The following is a 22,892-nucleotide window of genomic DNA, read 5'->3' on the forward strand; positions in this document are numbered from 1 at the left end:
TCTCTAATTTGGAAAATGCACGATTAAATGTCGATCATCTTCTTTTTCCGTTATACTTTGACAAAGGTACTTTACAATGTCTTTTTTAATAGCATCTGTCATCAGTTCAAATGATTCTAATGCGACTTTGTGATACTCGAAAATGGGATTACGCTTACCATTTTGTCTGGTGTTCACACTATTCTTTAACCTTTGTAAATGGTCAACTTGTTTAATCCAATTACTGTCTATCGCTTTTAATATCGCTTTTTGCACAAAGTACGTGTAAAAATAGTCATCTAGATGCTGTCTTTGATATGCTAATTGCTGTTTAAATAATTTGAGAAGATATTGAGTTACCGCGTTAATATCTCTCAGATCTACACCTTCTAGTTGTCCCTTATATTGAAAACTTAAATTTTTATAAATATAGTCCACCCATTCAGAAACAGTGAAATGTGTGTGTTCAAATGCTTCTTCAAAAACTTCTAACGCAAGTTGCTCTAACTGGATCTCTTCCAAGCTTTTAAATTGCAACACACGATTACGCTCTTTATAAACCAGTTCTCTTTGGACACTAATACTTTTTTCATGTTCATTCGAAGTTTCTCTTACTTTGATGCCCTGTTCTTCAGAAAGTCGCTGAGCACGTTTGACAATTTTTCTTACATGCTTTTGGAAAAGACGACTGTTTTGTAACGTATGGGTATCGAATTTTTCTAGTCGCTTTATCCGTGATATCTGATGATCCGACCACCTTTTGACGAGGTAGTCTTCTAAAGAAATATAAATTTGTGTTGTCCCTGGATCACCTTGTCGTCCTGAACGTCCCCGTAACTGACGGTCAATACGACTATTCTCCATATGTTCACTGATAATGACTGCCAACCCGCCTAGCTCAGGAACACCTTCAGCTAATTTGATATCCGTTCCACGACCTGCCATACTTGTTGCTACCGTTACAGCACGCAACTGTCCCGCTTCAGCAATCATTTGCGCTTCTTTCGCAACGTTTTGTGCAATGAGTAGATTATTAGGAATATCGAGTGCAAACAATGCTGCTGAAAAATACTCAGCACTTTCTGCAGTACGGGTAATCAGTAGTACAGGGCGTTGCTCTGTATAAAGCGTTTTCACCCGTTCAATAATCGCTTGGTGTTTATCTTCAATATTTTTAAATACGCGATCAGGATAGTCAATGCGTTGTATCGGGCGATGAGTCGGAATTTGAATGACAACTTTTGAATATAAATCTAAAAACTCTTTTTCACCAAGGTGACTTGTGGCTGACATTCCCGCAAACACATTAAATTGCTTGAACAAGTTTTGAAAAGTAATCGTAGCCATGACACTCATATCCATAGACATTTCTACATTTTCTTTCGCTTCAATAGCTTGATGTAAACCTGATTGTAATTTAGTGCCGTGCATCATTCGCCCGTTAATTCGATCTATCAGTACGACTTCTCCTTGATAAACAAAATAGTCCATATTATTTTCGAATAAAAACTGTGCACGTAAACATAGATTAATGTTACGAACTAAGTCAAAATAAGGCGCATCATAAATATTGTCCACGCCAAAATAAGCGTTTGCTGCTTCAATGCCATCAGCTGTTAACCAAATCTCTTTTTTTGTTTTTTTCATCTTAAAATGACGTTTGTTTTCGAGTGTTTGAACAAATGTATTGACTACCTGAAACAAGTTAGATTGCACACGTGGTGCACCTGAAATGACGAGCGGGGTTTGAGCGGAGTCTAAAATAATTGAATCCACCTCATCAATGATGCCATAGTTCAATGTAGGCAAGAACTTACCTTCACGAGATTCTGCTAAATTATCGATTAAATAATCAAACCCCAAACGCCCTCCTGTTGTATAAATAATGTCATGTTGATAAATGGCTTGTTTTTCACCTTTCTCATATTCATAATCAGGAATATCCACAAACCCTAAAGCAATACTAAGTCCCAACCATTCGAAAAGGGGCTTCATCTCCATGTAATCCCTTTTTGCTAAATAATCATTTGTCGTGATTAAATACGCCCCTTTACCAGTAAGTGCATTTAAATATAATGGCATCGTCGCAGTCAATGTTTTACCTTCACCGGTTTGCATCTCTGCAATATTTCCTTCATGTAATACAATTGCCCCAAGCACTTGAACATCTTTAGGAAACATACCTAAGACACGTCGACTCGCTTCACGTACAAGTGCATAAGCTTCAGGTAAAATGGCTTCAAGTGTCGTCTCTTTTTGTAATAATTGACGCTTAAAAGTTACTGTTTTTTGTTGCAACACATCATCTGGTAGCGTTTGAAATGATTTTTCATATTGCTGAATATGTTTTAAAATACGCTTTAAACGTCTCAACCGCATCTTGTTAATTGTTTTATGCAGTGACTGACTCATTCAATCTGACCTCCATTCAACCTTTGTACATTGAGTCCTCGTAATTGATGACTCTTATTCAATACAGCATCTAACCACTGACACGACTGAGTAACCGTTTCATTGCCCTGATAGATGACTATTGTGCTGTCTTTTGCATCATGGGTATTTGGCGCGTTTTCTTGAGCATTATCTGTATCAGAAGTCACAAAAATCGTTGCTTTGAGATGGTTACCAATCAGTTTCGCCATCTTATTTGAACGTTTATCATAACCAACTAACTGACAGCGATAGCCCTTTGTTTTTTCTTTGATCATTTCAACTAAATGCGTGATTTCATATGTTGATGCTTTAACATCCCACCCTGTCACAAGCATACAATTTTGGATCCCCTTGATTAATTCAGAGTCCAAACCTTCTTTTGGTGCAAAAATCAATGTAGTCCTAGCCACATTGGCATTTGGATTTTGCATACTGCTGATTCTAACCCCATCTTTTCGATGTATTTCAAGCCGAGCTTCTTTAATAGTAATTTGACGGAACAACAATTGTGTTGATGCAGCATTTATCATTTGTATGACATATGAAAACGTATCTTCAGGGACCGTCACATCTGCCTCATGTGTTTTAATAATTTGAAAGCCACATGTGGTGCCATTACGTCTTTTAAAAATCACTTTAAAATAGATACTATTCTCAGGTTGTACATCGTAATCAAAATAAAAATGGTAGGTGCAATTCTTTTTTAGGATAGGTAAGTCTGGAACATTCACGTCTGTTTGAAAGTCTGTCATCATTTTCCATTCATGAATGACAATCCCAGAAGGCATTAAAGCATTTTCAAATAAGGCGCCTGTCGAGGACCATTTCAATTTTGTACCGTACATAAATGTGTCTTTCGTGACATGAGTCCACCGAATATTAAATGGATGTTTATCGCTCATCTCTCACTCTCCCAAACTGACTTTCCATAATCATAAAATAAAAGTGACTGAACCAACTCGTAATCGTAGGGGTATCATCATTATGACGCCCTGGCGTACTTCGACTCATCACTCGCGCACCTTGACGAGATAAAGCTGACAAAAGATTTTGGAATGCATACAAATCGTAATCATCATGTTCCATATAAGAAATCGCAAAGAGTGTCTGGTCGATTTGATTTTGATTCAGTGTGGTCCAAAATTTTTGATTCAGTCGTTCAATGGCTTCATCATCTAAGCCTCTTTCATTTGTCAACAAAATATCAAGCGCGGTACCGAAATCTTCTGGTCGCATTAACCTCATATTTTCAGCTATCCCTCCTATATTGACGAGGGGTTTTCCCACTACAATGGCGGCTGGATTGAGTTGTGCACCATAATAGAGTGCACCAAAAGAACCCATTGAGAGTCCAGACATGATCATTTCATCTTCTTTAAAACCTAACCACTCTAATGTGTCTTGGACGACCTTTTTAATTTGATTCTCAAAGGCATCGTTTCCTAAATAAAATCCACCACCCTCCAATCTCAAATCACTAATCAGTAAAAATGGCGCCTTAAATTTCTCCATCATATAGTAACCTTCAAACCCTTCAGCAGTACGGTAACCACTAAAGTAAACATTTAATGGCGGCTTTAAATCACCTGGATGGAAAAAATGGATGAATTCTCCTCTATCTTCACTACTCCACCTTTGTCCACCTAAGATAAACTGCCCATGTTCCATACGAGACCATCTCTTGTGAATATTACCTACTTTGAGCGTACCTTCCCCTTTTGCTTTTGCAGTCACAAAGATATAGGCATCTTTGTCCATGCTCGGGATGGCAAAAGGCTCTATCAAACGCTCGCCTTCCAACACAAATTCGCGAATTAAGTTGTCCATATTAAGATTTTCATATAAGCGTAATGTATAAGACACTTTGACATGGGGTGATGATGTGTACTCGAGCCATATTTCATTGACTTTGTATCTGTCGTAATAAAGATACATGTTCCAACTCAGAATCGGCGTGTACGTCTCACCAAAATTTCCTTTTAGCACAAGTTGATGCCTTCCCTCATAATACGTCTCTCCTTTAAAAAGTGGGTTGACTTTACAATGAATAGGGTGAATCCGATCCCCATATTGTTTACTAAAAGCAAGTGCCATTAATCGTTTGATACAATCTTCTTCTGAATCATAAGAAAAACAACGAATAAAGCGTGTACGAACAACCTCTTCTGCTTCAAAAAAACTATTCCAAAATCGTTGGTCGACATAAGTGTTGTAGGGTTGACTGACTAATCTGAATGCTTGCATTAACATCTCTGAATAAGGGACCTGAACAAAAACAAAATCAAATTGTTTTTCTTCTTCTACTAACTTTTTTAATTCTTCCAAATCTGATAATGAATCAAGTGGCATAGAGGTCCAACTCACTTCATCTCTGTCTTTAAAATGTGAAGCATAATTCTCCCCACCAATTTGTAGCATTTTATAACGTTGCTTCATGTGTTTCACCTTCTAACCAATCGTCCAACATTTTCAAAATTTCATTCGATTCATATGCCTTAGCAAGCTTCATTGCATACGCATAGGCGTGATTCCAATGTTTTAAGTAGTCTAAAAAATAAGCAATCCCCTCAGTTAAGTCAGCATCATTTGAAATCACATAGCCATTCCTACCGTGTTTGACATAATCTGTTTCCATACGGGAGATTTGTGGTAATCCTGCACCAAGACAACAAATCTGTAAAAATAAATCCGGCTCTTCATTCAAATCTATGACTAGTCTTAATGTCGAAACAGCCTCAGCAACATCGATCTCAAATGGTACAGATTTCAATGAAGCATAAACGATACTGTCACGCTTTCCTTTTTGCGGAAATTCTTGCAACACCTTTGATTCAGTGTGCCGCTCTTTAAAAAAGTTTTGTATTCGATTCACTTCTGCTTGTATCCATTCAGGGACCTGATATTCTTCTCGTCGTGTAAGAAAAACCACACGTATTTGAGGACGACATTCCAGTTCATTGATGAGGTAATTCACAATTGTTACCAATCTTCCTTGGTCTATACCATCAATCCATACTCCTATTAGACTTTCATGTAATTGGTTGCTGACATTCGGAGTGATACGTACATCAAAAGGTGTAATACGAAGCCTTTTCTGGGTCTCCGAGGATAAAATACCGCAATCCGCTATACGTCGCTCATTTTCCATTGTGTCTATTAAACAATATGGACCTTCTTTGATAGACGCCATACCTTCATCAGATAGTGCATTTTCTCTTTGTTGGTAGACTGAAAAGCATAGTCGTTGCGTTGAAAAATGACGTGAAATGATTGGGTTATGTCGGACATCTGATGCTGTAATAATGACATCTTTACTGCTTATTTTGGTTTTGTAATGGTTTATATATTCATCAATAAGCGCTGGCATATTGTCGTAATAGGCATATTTAAAACGATGAGCATAATCCGGATGAATAGTAACACCACCTAATAACAAGTCTTCTTTCATAATCCAGTCGCCATTCGCTGTCATGTAGTAATGCTCCGCGAATTGACCATGAGCATCACATGATAAAAAGCTTGAAAGAAAGCCACGATCGTCAAAGATACAACGATTTTTTTGAACACCCTTTTCAAAAGTTTCAATCCACAAAAGATACCCTTCTTGGCTGAATTGGATTTCTGAATACATATGTGGCCCTGTAAGTGCTCTAATTAAAAATAGTGAATGTACAAATTCTGTACCATTCGGCCAATTAAATTGACGATAATCTATAGGACGCGGTGTTTGATGCGTAAATCCTTGAATTTCATCAAATAATGACCAGTATGTCGCTTCAAATAGTTCCTGCCGATGTAAAAACAAGCGTAAATTTGGTGAATAATTAAGCACCATCATTTCAAATGGAGCTTTATTTTTTAAATGAATGTTCATCAGACTAATTAATTCATCAAACTCATTCACTTTTAACGTTCTATGAAAAGGAAGGGCTTGACTCCTCCACCAATCATCAGTTGTGTACCAAGCAGGTATAAAATGTTTCATAAAATGCTCCTTACCAATATTGATTTAAGAAGGCACCGTATTTATCGAAATATAAATAGGTCCTCATCGTTTCAGTAATATTCATTGCCAAATACACCATAATCATCAGTTGCACAGCAAAATAAATATATTCTGACAAGTCTGGAACCAGCAATGAAATGTACAAAGGCACGCCAATAATAGCTGTAACAATGGTAGTTCCGAACCAACAAAGACGCTTAGCTAAATGATTTAAATAATTTCCTGTATCTGCACCCGGCCTAATTCCAATAAAGTAATTACCATTTTTTAAAAAGTCCTTGGTATTTTGTTTGGTGTTTACGATTAAGCGTGATAACAAATAACCTAAGACGGTTTGAAGAATAAGGTAAATCGTAACACCCATATAATGCCCAAAAGACAACCATTGTAAATGAGGTGTTTTCCCAGTAACCATATTAAAAATAAGATTAATCGTACTCGTTAAAAGCAAAAATACAGATAAACTAATCATGATTGAAATACTTCCACCAGGGTTGATTTTCCATGCTAAATAAGTCGGTTGCCCTGGAGTTGGCATTTCAATAATGTCTCGATAGTGAATGCGATACTCAATCAATTCAGTCAAAAGTAATATAAATAATGCGACAATTATTAATATCACCATTACTACTAGCATCAAAATCTCAATAGATACAATTGGCAAACTTTGCGTAAACATTGATTTAATCACGCTCAACAACACAATAGGCATCGGCCCCGCAATTCCATAGCGCATATTCTGATCTGCAAGCCACATCATTAACATGGCACCTGTAACGAGGATAAGTAGAAGTAATAACTCAGTGAATCTCTCAGCATCTGTATGTCGAACGAATTGATTAATAACAAAATAACCTTGTATGATGCTTAAGCCTAGCGTTAAAAACTTTTCTTTATAATGTTTTTCTGCTCGTGTTTGATGCATGGCTTTTTCCATATTTTTATACGTTATCAAACTGATGATAATCATAGCTGTCAACCACGGTCCTAATCCCAATGAAAATACATTTAATTGATGTATATCTCCACCCATATTAGAAACAGCTAACTTGTAAAAAGCGCTATCGTGTTGACGCATGGCGTTTTCATCAACAATGGTTATTTTACTGCCTAATATGTATATCAATAATATAAGTATTGTGAATGCTATTCTTTTGTAAAAAATCTTGTATTCATATTGATTTATAATTTTTGTGATTCTGTTATTTTTCACTTTAACCCTCTTTTTTCAAACATGGTGTCAAAGAGGCTAACTATCTCTTTGACAAATCATGTTATATAAACATGAAGCTAGCCTCTTTAACCATGCTTAAACTATTTATTATTCATGTGATGATGTTTCTTCATCTTTTTGTTTTCTTGATTTTTTGAGTAAACCAAGGCCTGTAAGTAAAGCACCTACTCCACCCAATAAACCAGTTTGTGTCGTTGATTGACCTGTGTCAGGTAATTTTTCAACTTTATTTGTAGCGTGCTGTTCATCTTTAGAAACTACTTTTTGAACTGTCGCTGAATCGCTTGATGACGAACTTGAAGTAATTTCTGATGGCGTTGATGCCGATGTTGAAAGAGAACTACTCATAGAAGTGCTTACCGAGTTAGGTTCACTTGTTGATGCACTTACTGAAATAGAGTCACTCACTGACACACTGTTTGACACTGATACGCTCATTGAAGCACTTGTTGATGCGCTCACTGACATTGATACACTTATCGATGCTGACTCGCTTGCTTCTGTACTTACAGCTTCGCTTGTTGATGTTGATGCTGACGTACTTGCTGACGTTGACGCACTTGCTGATACAAATTCACTTGCTTCTGTACTTACAGCTTCACTTGTCGATGTCGATGCTGATGTACTTGCCGACGTTGACGCACTTGCTGATGTACTCATTGATCCGTGTACTGACTTCACAACTGATTCAAATTCTGATGGCGTACCATTGTTCGATGCTTTATCTTTCAATGAATCTACTGTTGATACAAATGTGCTTGCACCTTCTCTTGTTGTGCTACCGTTCGATGCTTCACTGCTTAATGAGCTCACTGCTGATACAAACTCACTTGCTTCTGTACTTACAGCTTCGCTTGTTGATGTTGATGCTGACGTACTTGCTGACGTTGACGCACTTGCTGATGTACTCATTGATCCGTGTACTGACTTCACAACTGATTCAAATTCTGATGGCGTACCATTGTTCGACGCTTTATCTTTCAATGAATCTACTGTTGATACAAATGTGCTTGCACCTTCTCTTGTTGTGCTACCGTTCGATGCTTCACTGCTTAATGAGTTCACTGCTGATACAAATTCACTTGCTTCTGTACTTACAGCTTCACTTGTCGATGTCGATGCCGACGTACTTTCTGATGCTGACACACTTGCTGATGTACTCATTGATCCGTGTACTGACTTCACAACTGACGCGAACTCTGATGGTGTACCATTATTCGATGCTTTACCTTTCAACGAATCTACTGTGGATACAAACGTGCTTGCATCTTCTTTCGTTGTGCTTCCGTTAGAAGTTACTTGACTCAACGAGTCTACTGCTGATACAAATTCGCTTGCTTCTGTACTTACAGCTTCACTTGTCGATGTTGATGCTGACGCTGACGTACTTGCTGATACACTCATTGATCCGTGTACTGATTTCACAACTGATTCAAATTCTGATGCTGTATCATTGTTCGATGCTTTATCTTTCAATGAATCTACTGTGGATACGAATGTGCTTGCACCTTCTCTTGTTGTGCTGCCGTTCGATGCTTCACTGCTTAATGAGTTCACTGCTGATACAAACTCGCTTGCTTCTGTGCTTACTGCATCACTTGTTGATGTCGATGCTGATGTTGACGCACTTGCTGATACACTCATTGATCCGTGTACTGACTTCACAACTGATTCAAATTCTGATGGTGTACCATTGTTTGATGCTTTATCTTTCAGTGAATCTACCGTTGATACAAACGTGCTTGCACCTTCTCTTGTTGTGCTGCCATTCGATGCTTCACTGCTTAATGAGCTCACTGCTGATACAAATTCACTTGCTTCTGTGCTTACAGCTTCGCTTGTCGATGTCGATGCTGATGTACTTTCTGATGCTGACACACTCACTGATGCGTGTGTTGATTTCACTGCTGACGCAAACTCTGATGGTGTACCATTATTTGATGCTTTGTCTTTCAACGAATCTACTGTGGATACAAATGTACTCGCATCTTCTTTCGTTGTGCTTCCGTTAGAAGTTGCTTGACTCAACGAGTCTACTGCTGATACAAATTCGCTTGCTTCTGTGCTTACTGCATCACTTGTTGATGTCGACGCTGATGTTGACGCACTTGCTGATACACTCATTGATCCGTGTACTGACTTCACAACTGATTCAAATTCTGATGCTGTACCATTGTTTGATGCTTTATCTTTCAGTGAATCTACCGTTGATACAAACGTGCTTACACCTTCTCTTGTTGTGCTGCCATTCGATGCTTCACTGCTTAATGAGCTCACTGCTGATACAAATTCACTTGCTTCTGTGCTTACAGCTTCTCTTGTCGATGTTGATGCCGACGTTGACGCACTTGCTGATGTACTCATTGATCCGTGTACTGACTTCACAACTGATTCAAATTCTGATGCTGTATCATTGTTCGACGCTTTATCTTTCAGTGAATCTACCGTTGATACGAATGTGCTTGCACCTTCTCTTGTTGTGCTACCGTTCGATGCTTCACTGCTTAATGAGTTCACTGCTGATACAAACTCACTTGCTTCTGTACTTACAGCTTCACTTGTTGATGTCGACGCTGACGTACTTGCCGACGTTGACGCACTTGCTGATGTACTCATTGATCCGTGTACTGACTTCACAACTGATTCAAATTCTGATGGTGTACCATTGTTTGATGCTTTATCTTTCAGTGAATCTACCGTTGATACAAACGTGCTTGCACCTTCTCTTGTTGTGCTGCCATTCGATGCTTCACTGCTTAATGAGCTCACTGCTGATACAAATTCGCTTGCTTCTGTACTTACAGCTTCACTTGTCGATGTTGATGCTGACGCTGACGTACTTGCTGATGTACTCATTGATCCGTGTACTGACTTCACAACTGATTCAAATTCTGATGGCGTACCATTGTTCGACGCTTTATCTTTCAGTGAATCTACCGTTGATACAAACGTGCTTGCACCTTCTCTTGTTGTGCTGCCATTCGATGCTTCACTGCTTAATGAGTTCACTGCTGATACAAATTCGCTTGCTTCTGTACTTACAGCTTCACTTGTCGATGTTGATGCTGACGCTGACGTACTTGCTGATGTACTCATTGATCCGTGTACTGACTTCACAACTGACGCGAACTCTGATGGTGTACCATTATTCGATGCTTTACCTTTCAACGAATCTACTGTGGATACAAACGTGCTTGCATCTTCTTTCGTTGTGCTTCCGTTAGAAGTTACTTGACTCAACGAGTCTACTGCTGATACAAATTCGCTTGCTTCTGTACTTACAGCTTCACTTGTTGATGTTGATGCTGATGTACTTTCTGATGCTGACACACTCACTGATGCGTGTGTTGATTTCACTGCTGACGCAAACTCTGATGGTGTACCATTATTTGATGCTTTGTCTTTCAATGAATCTACTGTGGATACAAATGTACTCGCATCTTCTTTCGTTGTGCTTCCGTTAGAAGTTACTTGACTCAATGAGTCTACTGCTGATACAAACTCGCTTGCTTCTGTACTTACAGCTTCACTTGTCGATGTTGATGCTGATGTACTTTCTGATGCTGACACACTCACTGATGCGTGTGTTGATTTCACTGCTGACGCAAACTCTGATGGTGTACCATTATTTGATGCTTTGTCTTTCAATGAATCTACCGTTGATACAAACGTGCTTGCATCTTCTTTCGTTGTGCTTCCGTTAGAAGTTACTTGACTCAACGAGTCTACTGCTGATACAAATTCGCTTGCTTCTGTACTTACAGCTTCGCTTGTTGATGTTGATGCACTCACAGACTCTGACTCAGAAATAGTTTTTGACAGACTCGTAGATTTTGAAGTCGATGCACTTTGTGATTTCTCATGACTCATTGAAAGTGATTGTGAATCTGATACAGAAGCAGAGTCACTCAATGATGCTTCCTCAACTTTTGAAGTTGATGTACTTTGAGAAGCTTCTGTTGATTGATGAGTAGATGCTGATTGACTGTTCAAGATACTTGTTGATAGAGAATCCTTTACAGACGTACTTTCAGATGTACTCACTGAAGCTGATGTGCTTGCTTCACTTTCTGATTCACTTAATGAAACAGATAATGAGTTCGAAATACTATCAGATTTTGCGATACTTGTTGATTCTGATTCACTCGCTGATTGACTATATGCAATAGATTCGCTTTCCGAAATTGACGTCGAGTCACTGTCTGACACCGAATGTTGTTCAGATGTCTCTTGACTAATAGACACTGAGTTACTATCAGAGTCACTTTCTGAATGCGATATTGATTCCGATAAGGACTGTGATGTCTTATCTGATACACTTAAAGATTGCGATACACTTACTGAACCTTCAGATTGCATTACTGATAATGAATCGCTCGTTGATTGTGCTTCACTCATTTGTACCGAACGTTTAGACGATGTGTAACCTGAACGATTTGCGCTAATTGAGATTGATTCAGATGTCGACGTTGATGCCGAGTCGCTTTCTGACTTCACTTTAGACGTTGATGTCGACTCACTCACTGATACACGCGTTGATTGTTCTTTACTAGTCGATATTGACAACGATTCATATGTTGATATGCTTGTTGACTTCGATTCACTCGCAATGACTTTAGATTTCGAGTTAGAGATAGATGTCGATGCTGATGCACGCTTCGAAGCATTTGTACTTGTATTCACTGAAGCTTTTTCTGATGCATGTGTTGATTTCAATGCACTTGCTGATTGTGATTGATACACCGACAGAGATGCTGATGCACTTTCTGAATCTTCAACACTTGTTGATGCTGAATCGCTTAATGACTCATTTTCTTCTAATAATTGACTTGCTGAAGCACTTTCTGAATGATTTCTCGGTTTTCCATGAGTTGCTTCAGATACGCTGAGTGACGTTGAAATAGATTCTGACGTACTTGCTGATGCTTTACTACTTGTGCTTGCTGATTGGCTTACCGAAGCATTAGACTCACTTAATAGCTGTGATTCAGAGGCTTCAGATTTTGCAACGCTCATAGATGCACTACGCGATGCTTTTGCACTCTCTACAAAAGACTCTTGCATAGATGAGATATTTGATTCTTCGTTACTTACTGATACTGACTCTGATTGAGACTCAGATTTGCTTGTTGAAGCCGATGCACTCATTTCTTGAGATACTTCAACCGATGCTGTCGATTCAGATTGAGAATGACTGTTGGCATGCTCTTCGCTTGTCGAAGTAGACATACTACTTGATGCCTTAGTACTGATCGATGCGGAATCACTCATAGAATACAGCATAGAGTCTTCATCACTGATTGACGTCGAAATCGATATAGATGTTGAATCACTTTCTGACTGATCAATAAGTGACATACTTTGAGATACTGACTCTGACAATGATCGACGCATAGAAGCGCTTGTTGATTTTGAATCTCTTGACACTCGTGAGTTGCTCGCTGATTCAGATACCGATTGTGATTGACTATCTACTTTTGATTGAGACGTAGATAGCGATTCAGATACCTTAGCAGCACTTTCTGATTTCATAGCCGATACTGACGCACTTGTTGAAATGCGTTGTGATTGTGATGTTTGCTCTGATTGTGATAATTCTGCTGATTGTTGTTGTGATAGTGAATGACTATCTGATTGTAATGTTGATGTGTGCTCAGAAACGCTAATTGATTCAGAGTCTATTAACGCACTATCTGATTCTGATAATGACGTTGACACTGATGCCGAAGCACGACTTGAATCTCCACTACTTAATGATGCAGAAGTGCTTTCTGATACATGCTTATCATGTAACGCGCTTGCTGAAAGTGATGATGATTTCGAAGTTGACGCGGACGTACTACTAGAAACTTCGCCACTAATTGATGCAGAATCACTTAATGATGCATTTTCAGAAGCAAATTGACTTACTGATCCGGATGTATCTCTATCATTAGATGCACTTAAATCATTTTCAGAATGTGTGACAGATGTCACTTCGCTTACAGAAGTACTTGCTGATGTACTAAGTGAAGCTGAGCTACTTAACGACGCATTAGTTGAATTTGAGCCACTTGTTGATGTAGACTCAGACTTTTCAATCGATGTGGATGTTGAAGCAGATAAACTACTTGATTGACTCGCACTGATTGAAAGTGATGCAACATTTACTAATTCTGTCGATCCCTTCGCTGTACTATCTTTATCCACACTTGTTGATTGGCTCAATGAAACCGACGTACTATCTGATACCGATGTCGATGTTGACGCACTGTCTGAATCACTCGTTGATGTACTTGTCGACTTACTTAATGACGCGGAATCACTATCTGATACAGATGTTGATGTCGATGCACTGTCTGAATCACTTGTCGATGTACTTGTTGATTTACTTAACGATGCGGACGTACTGTCTGATACCGACGTTGATGTCGATGCGCTATCTGAGTCACTTGTCGATGTACTTGTCGACTTGCTCAATGATGCTGACGCACTATCTGAGTCACTTGTTGACATGCTTGTCGACTTGCTTAGTGATGCGGAGTCGCTATCTGATACTGATGTTGATTTTGATGCACTATCTGAGTCGCTTGTTGACGTACTTGTCGACTTACTTAATGATGCGGACGTACTATCTGAGTCACTTGTTGACGTGCTTGTCGACTTGCTTAATGAAGCGGAATCGCTATCTGATACTGATGTTGATTTTGACGCACTATCTGAATCGCTTGTTGACGTACTTGTCGACTTGCTTAGTGATGCTGATGTACTATCTGAATCACTTGTCGATGTACTTGTCGACTTGCTTAATGATGCTGAATCGCTATCTGACACTGACGTTGATTTTGACGCACTGTCTGAGTCACTTGTTGATGTACTAGTCGACTTACTCAATGAAGCTGAATCGCTATCTGATACTGATGTTGATTTTGATGCACTATCTGAATCACTTGTCGATGTACTTGTCGATTTGCTTAATGATGCTGAATCGCTATCTGATACTGATGTTGATGTTGACACGCTATCTGATACTGACGTTGATTTTGATGCACTATCCGAATCACTTGTTGATGTACTTGTCGACTTGCTTAATGAAACTGATGTGCTGTCTGATACCGATGTCGATGTTGACGCACTATCTGAGTCGCTTGTTGACGAACTTGTCGACTTGCTTAGTGATGCTGATGTACTGTCTGAATCGCTTGTTGATGTACTTGTCGACTTACTTAATGACGCGGAATCACTATCTGATACTGATGTTGATGTTGATACGCTATCTGAGTCACTTGTTGACGTACTTGTTGATTTGCTTAATGAAGCTGAATCGCTATCTGACACAGATGTTGATTTTGACGCACTGTCTGAGTCACTTGTTGACGTACTTGTCGATTTACTCAACGATGCGGAGTCGCTATCTGATACTGATGTTGATGTTGACACGCTATCTGAATCGCTCGTTGACGTGCTTGTCGATTTACTCAACGAAGCTGAGTCACTATCTGACACTGATGTCGATTTTGATGCACTATCTGAGTCGCTTGTTGACGTGCTTGTCGACTTGCTCAATGATGCTGACGCACTATCTGAGTCACTTGTTGACATGCTTGTCGACTTGCTTAATGATGCGGAGTCGCTATCTGATACTGATGTTGATTTTGATGCACTATCTGAGTCGCTTGTTGACGTACTTGTCGACTTACTTAATGATGCGGACGTACTATCTGAGTCACTTGTTGACGTGCTTGTCGACTTGCTTAATGACGCGGAATCGCTATCTGATACAGATGTTGATGTCGATGCGCTATCTGAATCACTTGTTGACGTGCTTGTCGACTTACTCAATGAAGCTGAATCGCTATCTGACACTGATGTTGATGTCGATGCGCTATCTGAATCACTTGTCGATGTACTTGTTGATTTACTTAACGATGCGGACGTACTGTCTGATACCGATGTTGACGCACTATCTGAGTCACTTGTCGATGTACTTGTTGATTTACTTAATGATGCGGAATCGCTATCTGACACTGACGTTGATTTTGACGCGCTGTCTGAATCGCTTGTTGACGTACTTGTCGACTTGCTTAATGACGCGGAATCACTATCTGATACAGATGTTGATTTTGACGCACTATCTGAGTCGCTTGTTGACGTACTTGTTGACTTACTTAGTGATGCTGATGTACTGTCTGAATCACTCGTTGATGTACTTGTCGACTTGCTTAATGATGCTGAGTCACTATCTGATACTGATGTTGATGTCGATGCGCTATCTGAGTCACTTGTCGATGTACTTGTCGACTTACTCAATGAAGCTGAGTCGCTATCTGATACTGATGTTGATGTCGATGCGCTATCTGAGTCACTCGTTGACGTACTTATCGACTTGCTTAATGACGCGGAATCACTATCTGATACTGACGTTGATGTCGATGCACTATCTGAGTCACTTGTTGACGTGCTTGTCGATTTACTTAATGATGCGGAATCGCTATCTGACACTGACGTTGATTTTGACGCGCTGTCTGAATCGCTTGTTGACGTGCTTGTCGACTTACTCAATGAAGCGGAATCGCTATCTGACACTGATGTTGATGTCGATGCGCTATCTGAGTCACTCGTTGACATGCTTGTCGACTTGCTTAGTGATGTTGACGTACTGTCTGATACCGACGTTGATTTTGATGCGCTATCTGAGTCACTCGTTAACGTACTTGTCGACTTGCTTAATGAAGCGGAATCGCTATCTGATACTGATGTTGATGTTGACGCACTGTCTGAATCACTCGTTGATGTACTTGTCGACTTACTTAATGACGCGGAATCACTATCTGATACAGATGTTGATGTCGATGCACTATCTGAGTCACTTGTTGACGTACTTGTCGACTTGCTTAATGAAGCTGAATCGCTATCTGATACTGACGTTGATTTTGACGCACTATCTGAGTCGCTTGTTGACGTACTTGTTGACTTGCTTAATGATGCTGAGTCACTATCTGATACAGATGTTGATGTCGATGCGCTATCTGAGTCACTTGTCGATGTACTTGTCGACTTACTCAATGAAGCTGAGTCGCTATCTGATACTGATGTTGATGTCGATGCGCTATCTGAGTCACTTGTCGATGTACTTGTCGACTTACTCAATGAAGCTGAGTCGCTATCTGATACTGATGTTGATGTCGATGCGCTATCTGAGTCACTCGTTGACGTACTTGTCGATTTACTCAATGATGCTGAATCGCTATCTGACACTGATGTTGATGTTGACACGCTATCTGATACTGACGTTGATTTTGATGCACTATCTGAATCACTTGTCGATGTACTTGTCGACTTGCTTAATGATGCTGAATCGCTATCTGATACTGACGTTGATGTTGACGCACTATCTGAATCACTTGTTGACGTGCTTGCCGACTTACTTAACGACGCGGATGTGCTATCTGATGCTGACGTTGACGTCGATGCACTGTCTGAATCACTCGTTGATGTACTTATCGATTTACTTAGTGAAGTAGACGTACTGTCTGAATCACTTGTTGACGTGCTTGTCGACTTACTCAACGATGCGGAGTCACTATCTGATACTGACGTTGATTTTGACGCACTATCTGAATCGCTTGTTGATGTACTTGTCGACTTACTTAATGAAGCTGAATCGCTATCTGACACTGATGTTGATTTTGACGCACTGTCCGAATCACTTGTTGACGTGCTTGTCGATTTACTCAACGATGCGGAGTCGCTATCTGATACTGATGTTGATGTCGATGCGCTATCTGAATCACTTGTCGATGTGCTTGTCGACTTACTCAATGATGCAGACGTACTGTCCGATACTGATGTCGATGTTGACGCACTGTCTGAATCGCTTGTTGATGTACTTGTCGACTTACTTAATGATGTTGACGTACTGTCTGATACCGACGTTGATTTTGATGCACTGTCTGAATCGCTTGTTGACGTACTTGTCGACTTACTTAACGACGCGGATGTGCTATCTGATGCTGACGTTGACGTCGATGCACTATCCGAATCACTTGTTGATGTACTTGTCGACTTGCTTAATGATACGGACGTACTATCTGATACCGACGTTGATGTTGACGCACTATCTGAATCGCTCGTTGACGTACTTGTCGACTTACTCAACGATGCGGAGTCGCTATCTGATACAGATGTTGATTTTGACGCACTGTCTGAGTCACTTGTTGACGTACTTGTCGACTTGCTTAGTGATGCTGATGTACTGTCTGAATCACTCGTTGATGTACTTGTCGACTTGCTTAATGAAGCTGAGTCGCTATCTGATACTGATGTTGATTTTGACGCACTATCCGAATCACTTGTTGATGTACTTGTTGACTTACTTAATGATGTAGACGTACTGTCTGAATCGCTTGTCGATGTACTTGTTGACTTGCTTAATGATGTTGATGCGCTATCTGAGTCACTTGTTGACGTACTTGTTGATTTGCTTAATGAAGCTGAATCGCTATCTGACACAGATGTTGATTTTGACGCACTGTCTGAGTCACTTGTTGACGTACTTGTCGACTTGCTTAGTGATGCTGATGTACTATCTGAATCACTTGTCGATGTACTTGTCGACTTGCTTAATGATGCTGAATCGCTATCTGATACTGATGTTGATTTTGACGCACTATCTGAATCGCTTGTTGACGTACTTGTCGACTTGCTTAGTGATGCGGACGTACTGTCTGAATCGCTTGTTGATGTACTAGTCGACTTACTCAATGAAGCTGAATCGCTATCTGATACTGATGTTGATTTTGATGCACTATCTGAATCACTTGTTGACGTGCTTGTCGATTTACTCAATGATGCGGACGTACTGTCTGATACTGACGTTGACGTCGATGCACTATCCGAATCACTTGTTGATGTGCTTGTCGATTTACTCAATGATGCTGAATCGCTATCTGATACTGATGTTGATTTTGACGCACTATCTGAATCGCTTGTTGACGTACTTGTCGACTTGCTTAGTGATGCGGACGTACTGTCTGATACTGACGTTGATTTTGACGCACTATCTGAATCACTTGTCGATGTACTTGTCGACTTACTCAATGAAGTAGACGTGCTGTCTGAGTCACTCGTTGACGTACTTGCCGACTTGCTTAATGATGCTGACGTGCTATCTGATACCGACGTTGATTTTGACGCACTGTCCGAATCACTCGTTGATGTGCTTGTCGATTTACTCAACGATGCGGAGTCGCTATCTGATACTGATGTTGATTTTGACGCACTATCTGAATCGCTTGTTGATGTGCTTGTCGATTTGCTTAATGAAGCTGAATCGCTATCTGACACAGATGTTGATTTTGACGCACTGTCTGAATCACTTGTTGACGTGCTTGTCGATTTACTCAACGATGCGGAGTCGCTATCTGATACTGATGTTGATGTCGATGCGCTATCTGAGTCGCTCGTTGATGTACTTGTTGACTTGCTCAATGATGCTGACGCGCTGTCTGAATCGCTTGTTGATGTACTAGTCGACTTACTCAATGAAGCTGAATCGCTATCTGATACAGATGTTGATTTTGACGCGCTATCTGAGTCACTTGTTGACGTACTTGTTGATTTACTCAATGATGCCGATTCGCTCGCTGCCACCGATTGGCTTCTTGAAATCGATTGCGATTTTGCTACACTTGCTGAACGACTTAATGACGTCGATTTCTCTGCACTCACTGAGTTACTGAGCGATGTGCTCTTCGACTTACTTAACGATGCCGACTCACTCGCTGCCACCGATTGGCTTCTTGAAATCGATTGCGATTTTGCCACACTTGCTGATCGACTTAATGACGTCGATTTCTCTGCACTCACTGAGTTACTGAGCGATGTGCTCTTCGACTTACTTAACGATGCCGACTCACTCGCTGCTACTGATTGGCTTCTTGAAATCGATTGCGATTTTGCTACACTTGCTGAACGACTTAATGATGTCGATTTCTCTGCACTCACTGAGTTGCTTAACGATGTGCTCTTCGACTTACTTAACGATGCCGATTCGCTCGCTGCCACCGATTGGCTTCTTGAAATCGATTGCGATTTCGCCACACTAGCTGATTGGCTCTGCGCAATTGACTTTTTAACTGATAATGACTTTGACTTTCTTACCGAAATAGCATGTGACCTTTTCGCCGAATTAGATTTTCTTACCGAAAGTGAATGTGACTTTCTTACTGAAGCCGCTTTTGACTTTTTAATCCAGTTAGACCTTTTCACCGAAAGCGAGTGTGATTTTGCTGCACTTTCAGAATTACTCATCGATATTGACTGCTTTTTAGACAATGATATTGATAGACTCTCTGATTCACTCGCTGCTACAGATTGGCTATTCGCAATCGACTGACTTCTTGAAATCGACTGTGATTCCGCTACACTTGCTGATCGGCTATGTGCAATCGACTGACTTCTTGAAATCGACTGTGATTTTGCCACACTTGCTGATCGACTCTGCGCAATTGACTGACTTCTTGAAATCGACTGTGATTTTGCCACACTTGCTGATCGACTCTGCGCAATTGACTGACTTCTTGAAATCGACTGTGATTTTGCCACACTTGCTGATCGACTGTGTGCGATCGACTGCCTTCTTGAAATCGACTGTGATTTTGCCACACTTGCTGATCGACTGTGTGCGATCGACTGCCTTCTTGAAATCGACTGTGATTTTGCTACACTTGCTGATCGACTGTGTGCGATCGACTGCCTTCTTGAAATCGACTGTGATTTTGCTACACTTGCTGATCGGCTGTGTGCAATCGACTGACTTCTTGAGATCGATTGTGATTTTGCTACACTTGCTGATCGGCTGTGTGCGATCGACTGACTTCTTGAGATCGATTGTGATTTCGCCACAGATTGACTTCTCGAGATGGATTGCGATTTTGCTACACTTGCCGAATGACTTGCGGCTACAATAGATTCACTCTCAGATATGGACTGTGATCTTCTAATAGACTCCGATTGTACGAGCGATGTGGATCTCGATTCACTCGCCTTCACCTCAGAAATAGAGTTCGAAACTGAGGCTCTACCTTCATTAGTTTGAATATATTTGTAATATGGGTCATAGTCTCGAATCCATACATTTTCAAAGTAGTCTGTCATACCGCCGACACCATCTTGTTGACCTACAGGGTGAAATTCCCAATTAAATCTTCCTGTTGGGTTAACAATTGGAACTGTAATTTCAGCAGTTACACCATAACCTGCTTCCCCATGTTTTGGTGACAATACAGCAGGTTGCCAATAATAACCATTATTATGATCTCCAGAAACCGGCTTGACATTAGAGCCAACAGCCCAGCCGCCATAATTTTCTATTGTTACCCCTTGTCTAACTGTTGGTTTACCGAATGCCGATCCTAATTTAAGTTGACCACGACCAGGACCTGCGTCCCAGCCATTTTTAATACCATATCGTTTCTGTCCTGCCCACCTAGGTTTTTCAACATTAGACGTGTTTGGATCATCTTGACTCAATGTATAGCGGATCTTCATTTCTTTGCCATTACTTGTAACGACAACTTTGTAGAAAATATTATATTTAATTCTACCTCTACCTCTGAAGCTTCCTTGCCCTGTGTAGACTTTTGTCGTTGGTGTTGTTCTTGATCTTGGTACATAGTAAGCCGCTCTAAATCCTGTATAACCTGAGCTCAAATCTGCTGAACGCATCGTATGTTCTTCATGAAGTTTGATGTTTTGATTTTGAGATAACTTCGAAAGGTTTTTTGACAATTCCCCTTCTTTAGTTTCCTTCAATGATGTATTTGAAGTCGACGTTTGGCTCTCAATAGATAGGCTCGTAAGACTTTGTGCAGTGTGTGGTGTTGATTGCTCGTGGTTGGAAGAGCCATTTACCTCTTGACTTGTTGACTGATGATTATCTGATTGACTATCTTGAGTTTTAGTATGAGAATCTTTTGATGTTGATTCTGATTCCTCTACTGAAGTTGATATTGATTTGGAAGTTGACGTTGAAAGACTTGTTGACTCTGATGTTTGATGCTCAGATAATGAGATACTTTCAGAATCGTGTTTACTTTCACTTTCTGTTATTGGGTTCGTTGATTGATCTGACGATGTAGACTTTTCAATAACAATTGATGTTTGATCGCCAATAGTTTGACTTTTGGTTGCCAGTTCAGAAGTTATAGGTGCATCCGACGCCGCAAATGCTTGTTGGTCATGCAACATATTAACTGTGAACATTCCACCCGCAAAAGCAGTTGTTCTTAATGCATTTTTCTTCAACTGTTCCCCAAATTGTGTCGTTACTTCTCCATTTTCATCCTTTACAATGTCATGGCTTAAAAAAGATAAGCCTAATGCTTTTAATAACTGAAATTCTTTAATTCCAGCTTTAACCCAGTTTTTACCTGACTTGTAAAGTTTCACTCTTGCTTTTTCTTCACTTAAACTTTTCTTAAATTCCCTAAATTTTCTTGTCATTGCAAAACTCCCATATGATAAATTTCAAAAGATAAAAATTCCACCACTGCATTAATAGATAATAATACGATTCTAAGCGTTAGGCAACTTAATTTTAATCATTATACTGTTAGTTATATAACGCATTTCATTATTAGAATTTACTTATATTAAATTATGTTTTTATTTTGTTATTGGGATTTTTGCATTGATGTAAAAAATAGCAAAATCGAAAAGAAAAGATAGCTTAAATCAAGGGAGGTTTTTTTAAAAAGCATAAATAAAAGCACATGTAGCACTACCGTTAAGTTTTATATTTAACAAATTTAATATTTACGATAATATTTTTGTTATAACAAATAAACATAAAAATATTTATTCTTCAGATCACTAAGTCAGTGTCATTCCATATATAATGGGCATTTCATGAACTTTATACTGTTGAACAACAAGTGTAAGACGACACCTTTATGACATAAATAAAAGTGATGCATTGATTTGACTTTCACCTTCTTTAATATAAATTAAAAAACTCGTAATTTATTTATTAAAAATTATTGCTTCACCCCTTTAACACGGGTTATTATTATTATAGTAATGCGAAGTATGATTGTTCATTTTGTTTACAATCTTTACAAAGTGGTATCAATTCTGTCACAATTCAAGCGCTTCATTTTTGTTAGTATAGAAAATGTACTATAATAATTAAGAAGTGATGCAAAGGACTTGATTTCCTATCATATTCCGCAATATACAACAAACGAAAGGTGATTATGT

The 22,892-nt window shown here is 39.6% G+C and carries 6 protein-coding genes; all 6 read right to left on the bottom strand.

Annotated elements, in window-relative coordinates:
* Positions 1 to 3: 3 nt before the first annotated feature.
* The 6 genes from secA2 to BJK46_RS12500 all read right to left on the bottom strand — a co-directional run bounded on the left by secA2 (position 4) and on the right by BJK46_RS12500 (position 22,136).
* Complete coding sequence (gene secA2 / locus BJK46_RS09990; protein WP_063279027.1) at positions 4 to 2,391, bottom strand: accessory Sec system translocase SecA2; 2,388 nt, start codon at positions 2,389 to 2,391, stop codon at positions 4 to 6.
* On the bottom strand, positions 2,388 to 3,314 hold the full coding sequence (asp3, locus tag BJK46_RS09995; protein ID WP_063279026.1) for an accessory Sec system protein Asp3: 927 nt from the start codon (positions 3,312 to 3,314) through the stop codon (positions 2,388 to 2,390). The genes secA2 and asp3 overlap by 4 nt, the downstream gene beginning before the upstream one ends.
* Positions 3,304 to 4,848, bottom strand: a complete 1,545-nt coding sequence (asp2, locus tag BJK46_RS10000; RefSeq protein ID WP_103263450.1) for an accessory Sec system protein Asp2 — start codon at positions 4,846 to 4,848, stop codon at positions 3,304 to 3,306. Before asp2 ends, asp3 begins: the two co-directional genes overlap by 11 nt.
* Positions 4,832 to 6,397: an accessory Sec system protein Asp1 gene (gene asp1, locus BJK46_RS10005; RefSeq protein ID WP_096636627.1), complete on the bottom strand. Its 1,566-nt coding sequence runs from the start codon at positions 6,395 to 6,397 to the stop codon at positions 4,832 to 4,834. Before asp1 ends, asp2 begins: the two co-directional genes overlap by 17 nt.
* A 10-nt stretch (positions 6,398 to 6,407) precedes the next feature.
* Positions 6,408 to 7,616 (bottom strand): accessory Sec system protein translocase subunit SecY2, encoded by a 1,209-nt coding sequence (secY2, locus tag BJK46_RS10010; RefSeq protein WP_037544107.1) that lies wholly within the window; start codon positions 7,614 to 7,616, stop codon positions 6,408 to 6,410.
* 123 nt (positions 7,617 to 7,739) lie between these two features.
* Positions 7,740 to 22,136 (bottom strand): KxYKxGKxW signal peptide domain-containing protein, encoded by a 14,397-nt coding sequence (locus BJK46_RS12500; protein WP_112424792.1) that lies wholly within the window; start codon positions 22,134 to 22,136, stop codon positions 7,740 to 7,742.
* Positions 22,137 to 22,892: the final 756 nt, after the last annotated feature.

Origin of the sequence: Staphylococcus pseudintermedius (assembly GCF_001792775.2) — a bacterium.
Taxonomy (GTDB): Bacteria; Bacillota; Bacilli; order Staphylococcales; family Staphylococcaceae; genus Staphylococcus; species Staphylococcus pseudintermedius.

What these genes read in the sequence shown, in the direction of transcription:
- secA2 (WP_063279027.1), bottom strand. Translation starts at nt 2,391, where the DNA reads ATGAGTCAGTCACTGCATAAAACAATTAACAAGATGCGGTTGAGACGT.
- asp3 (WP_063279026.1), bottom strand. Translation starts at nt 3,314, where the DNA reads ATGAGCGATAAACATCCATTTAATATTCGGTGGACTCATGTCACGAAA.
- asp2 (WP_103263450.1), bottom strand. Translation starts at nt 4,848, where the DNA reads ATGAAGCAACGTTATAAAATGCTACAAATTGGTGGGGAGAATTATGCT.
- asp1 (WP_096636627.1), bottom strand. Translation starts at nt 6,397, where the DNA reads ATGAAACATTTTATACCTGCTTGGTACACAACTGATGATTGGTGGAGG.
- BJK46_RS12500 (WP_112424792.1), bottom strand. Translation starts at nt 22,136, where the DNA reads ATGACAAGAAAATTTAGGGAATTTAAGAAAAGTTTAAGTGAAGAAAAA.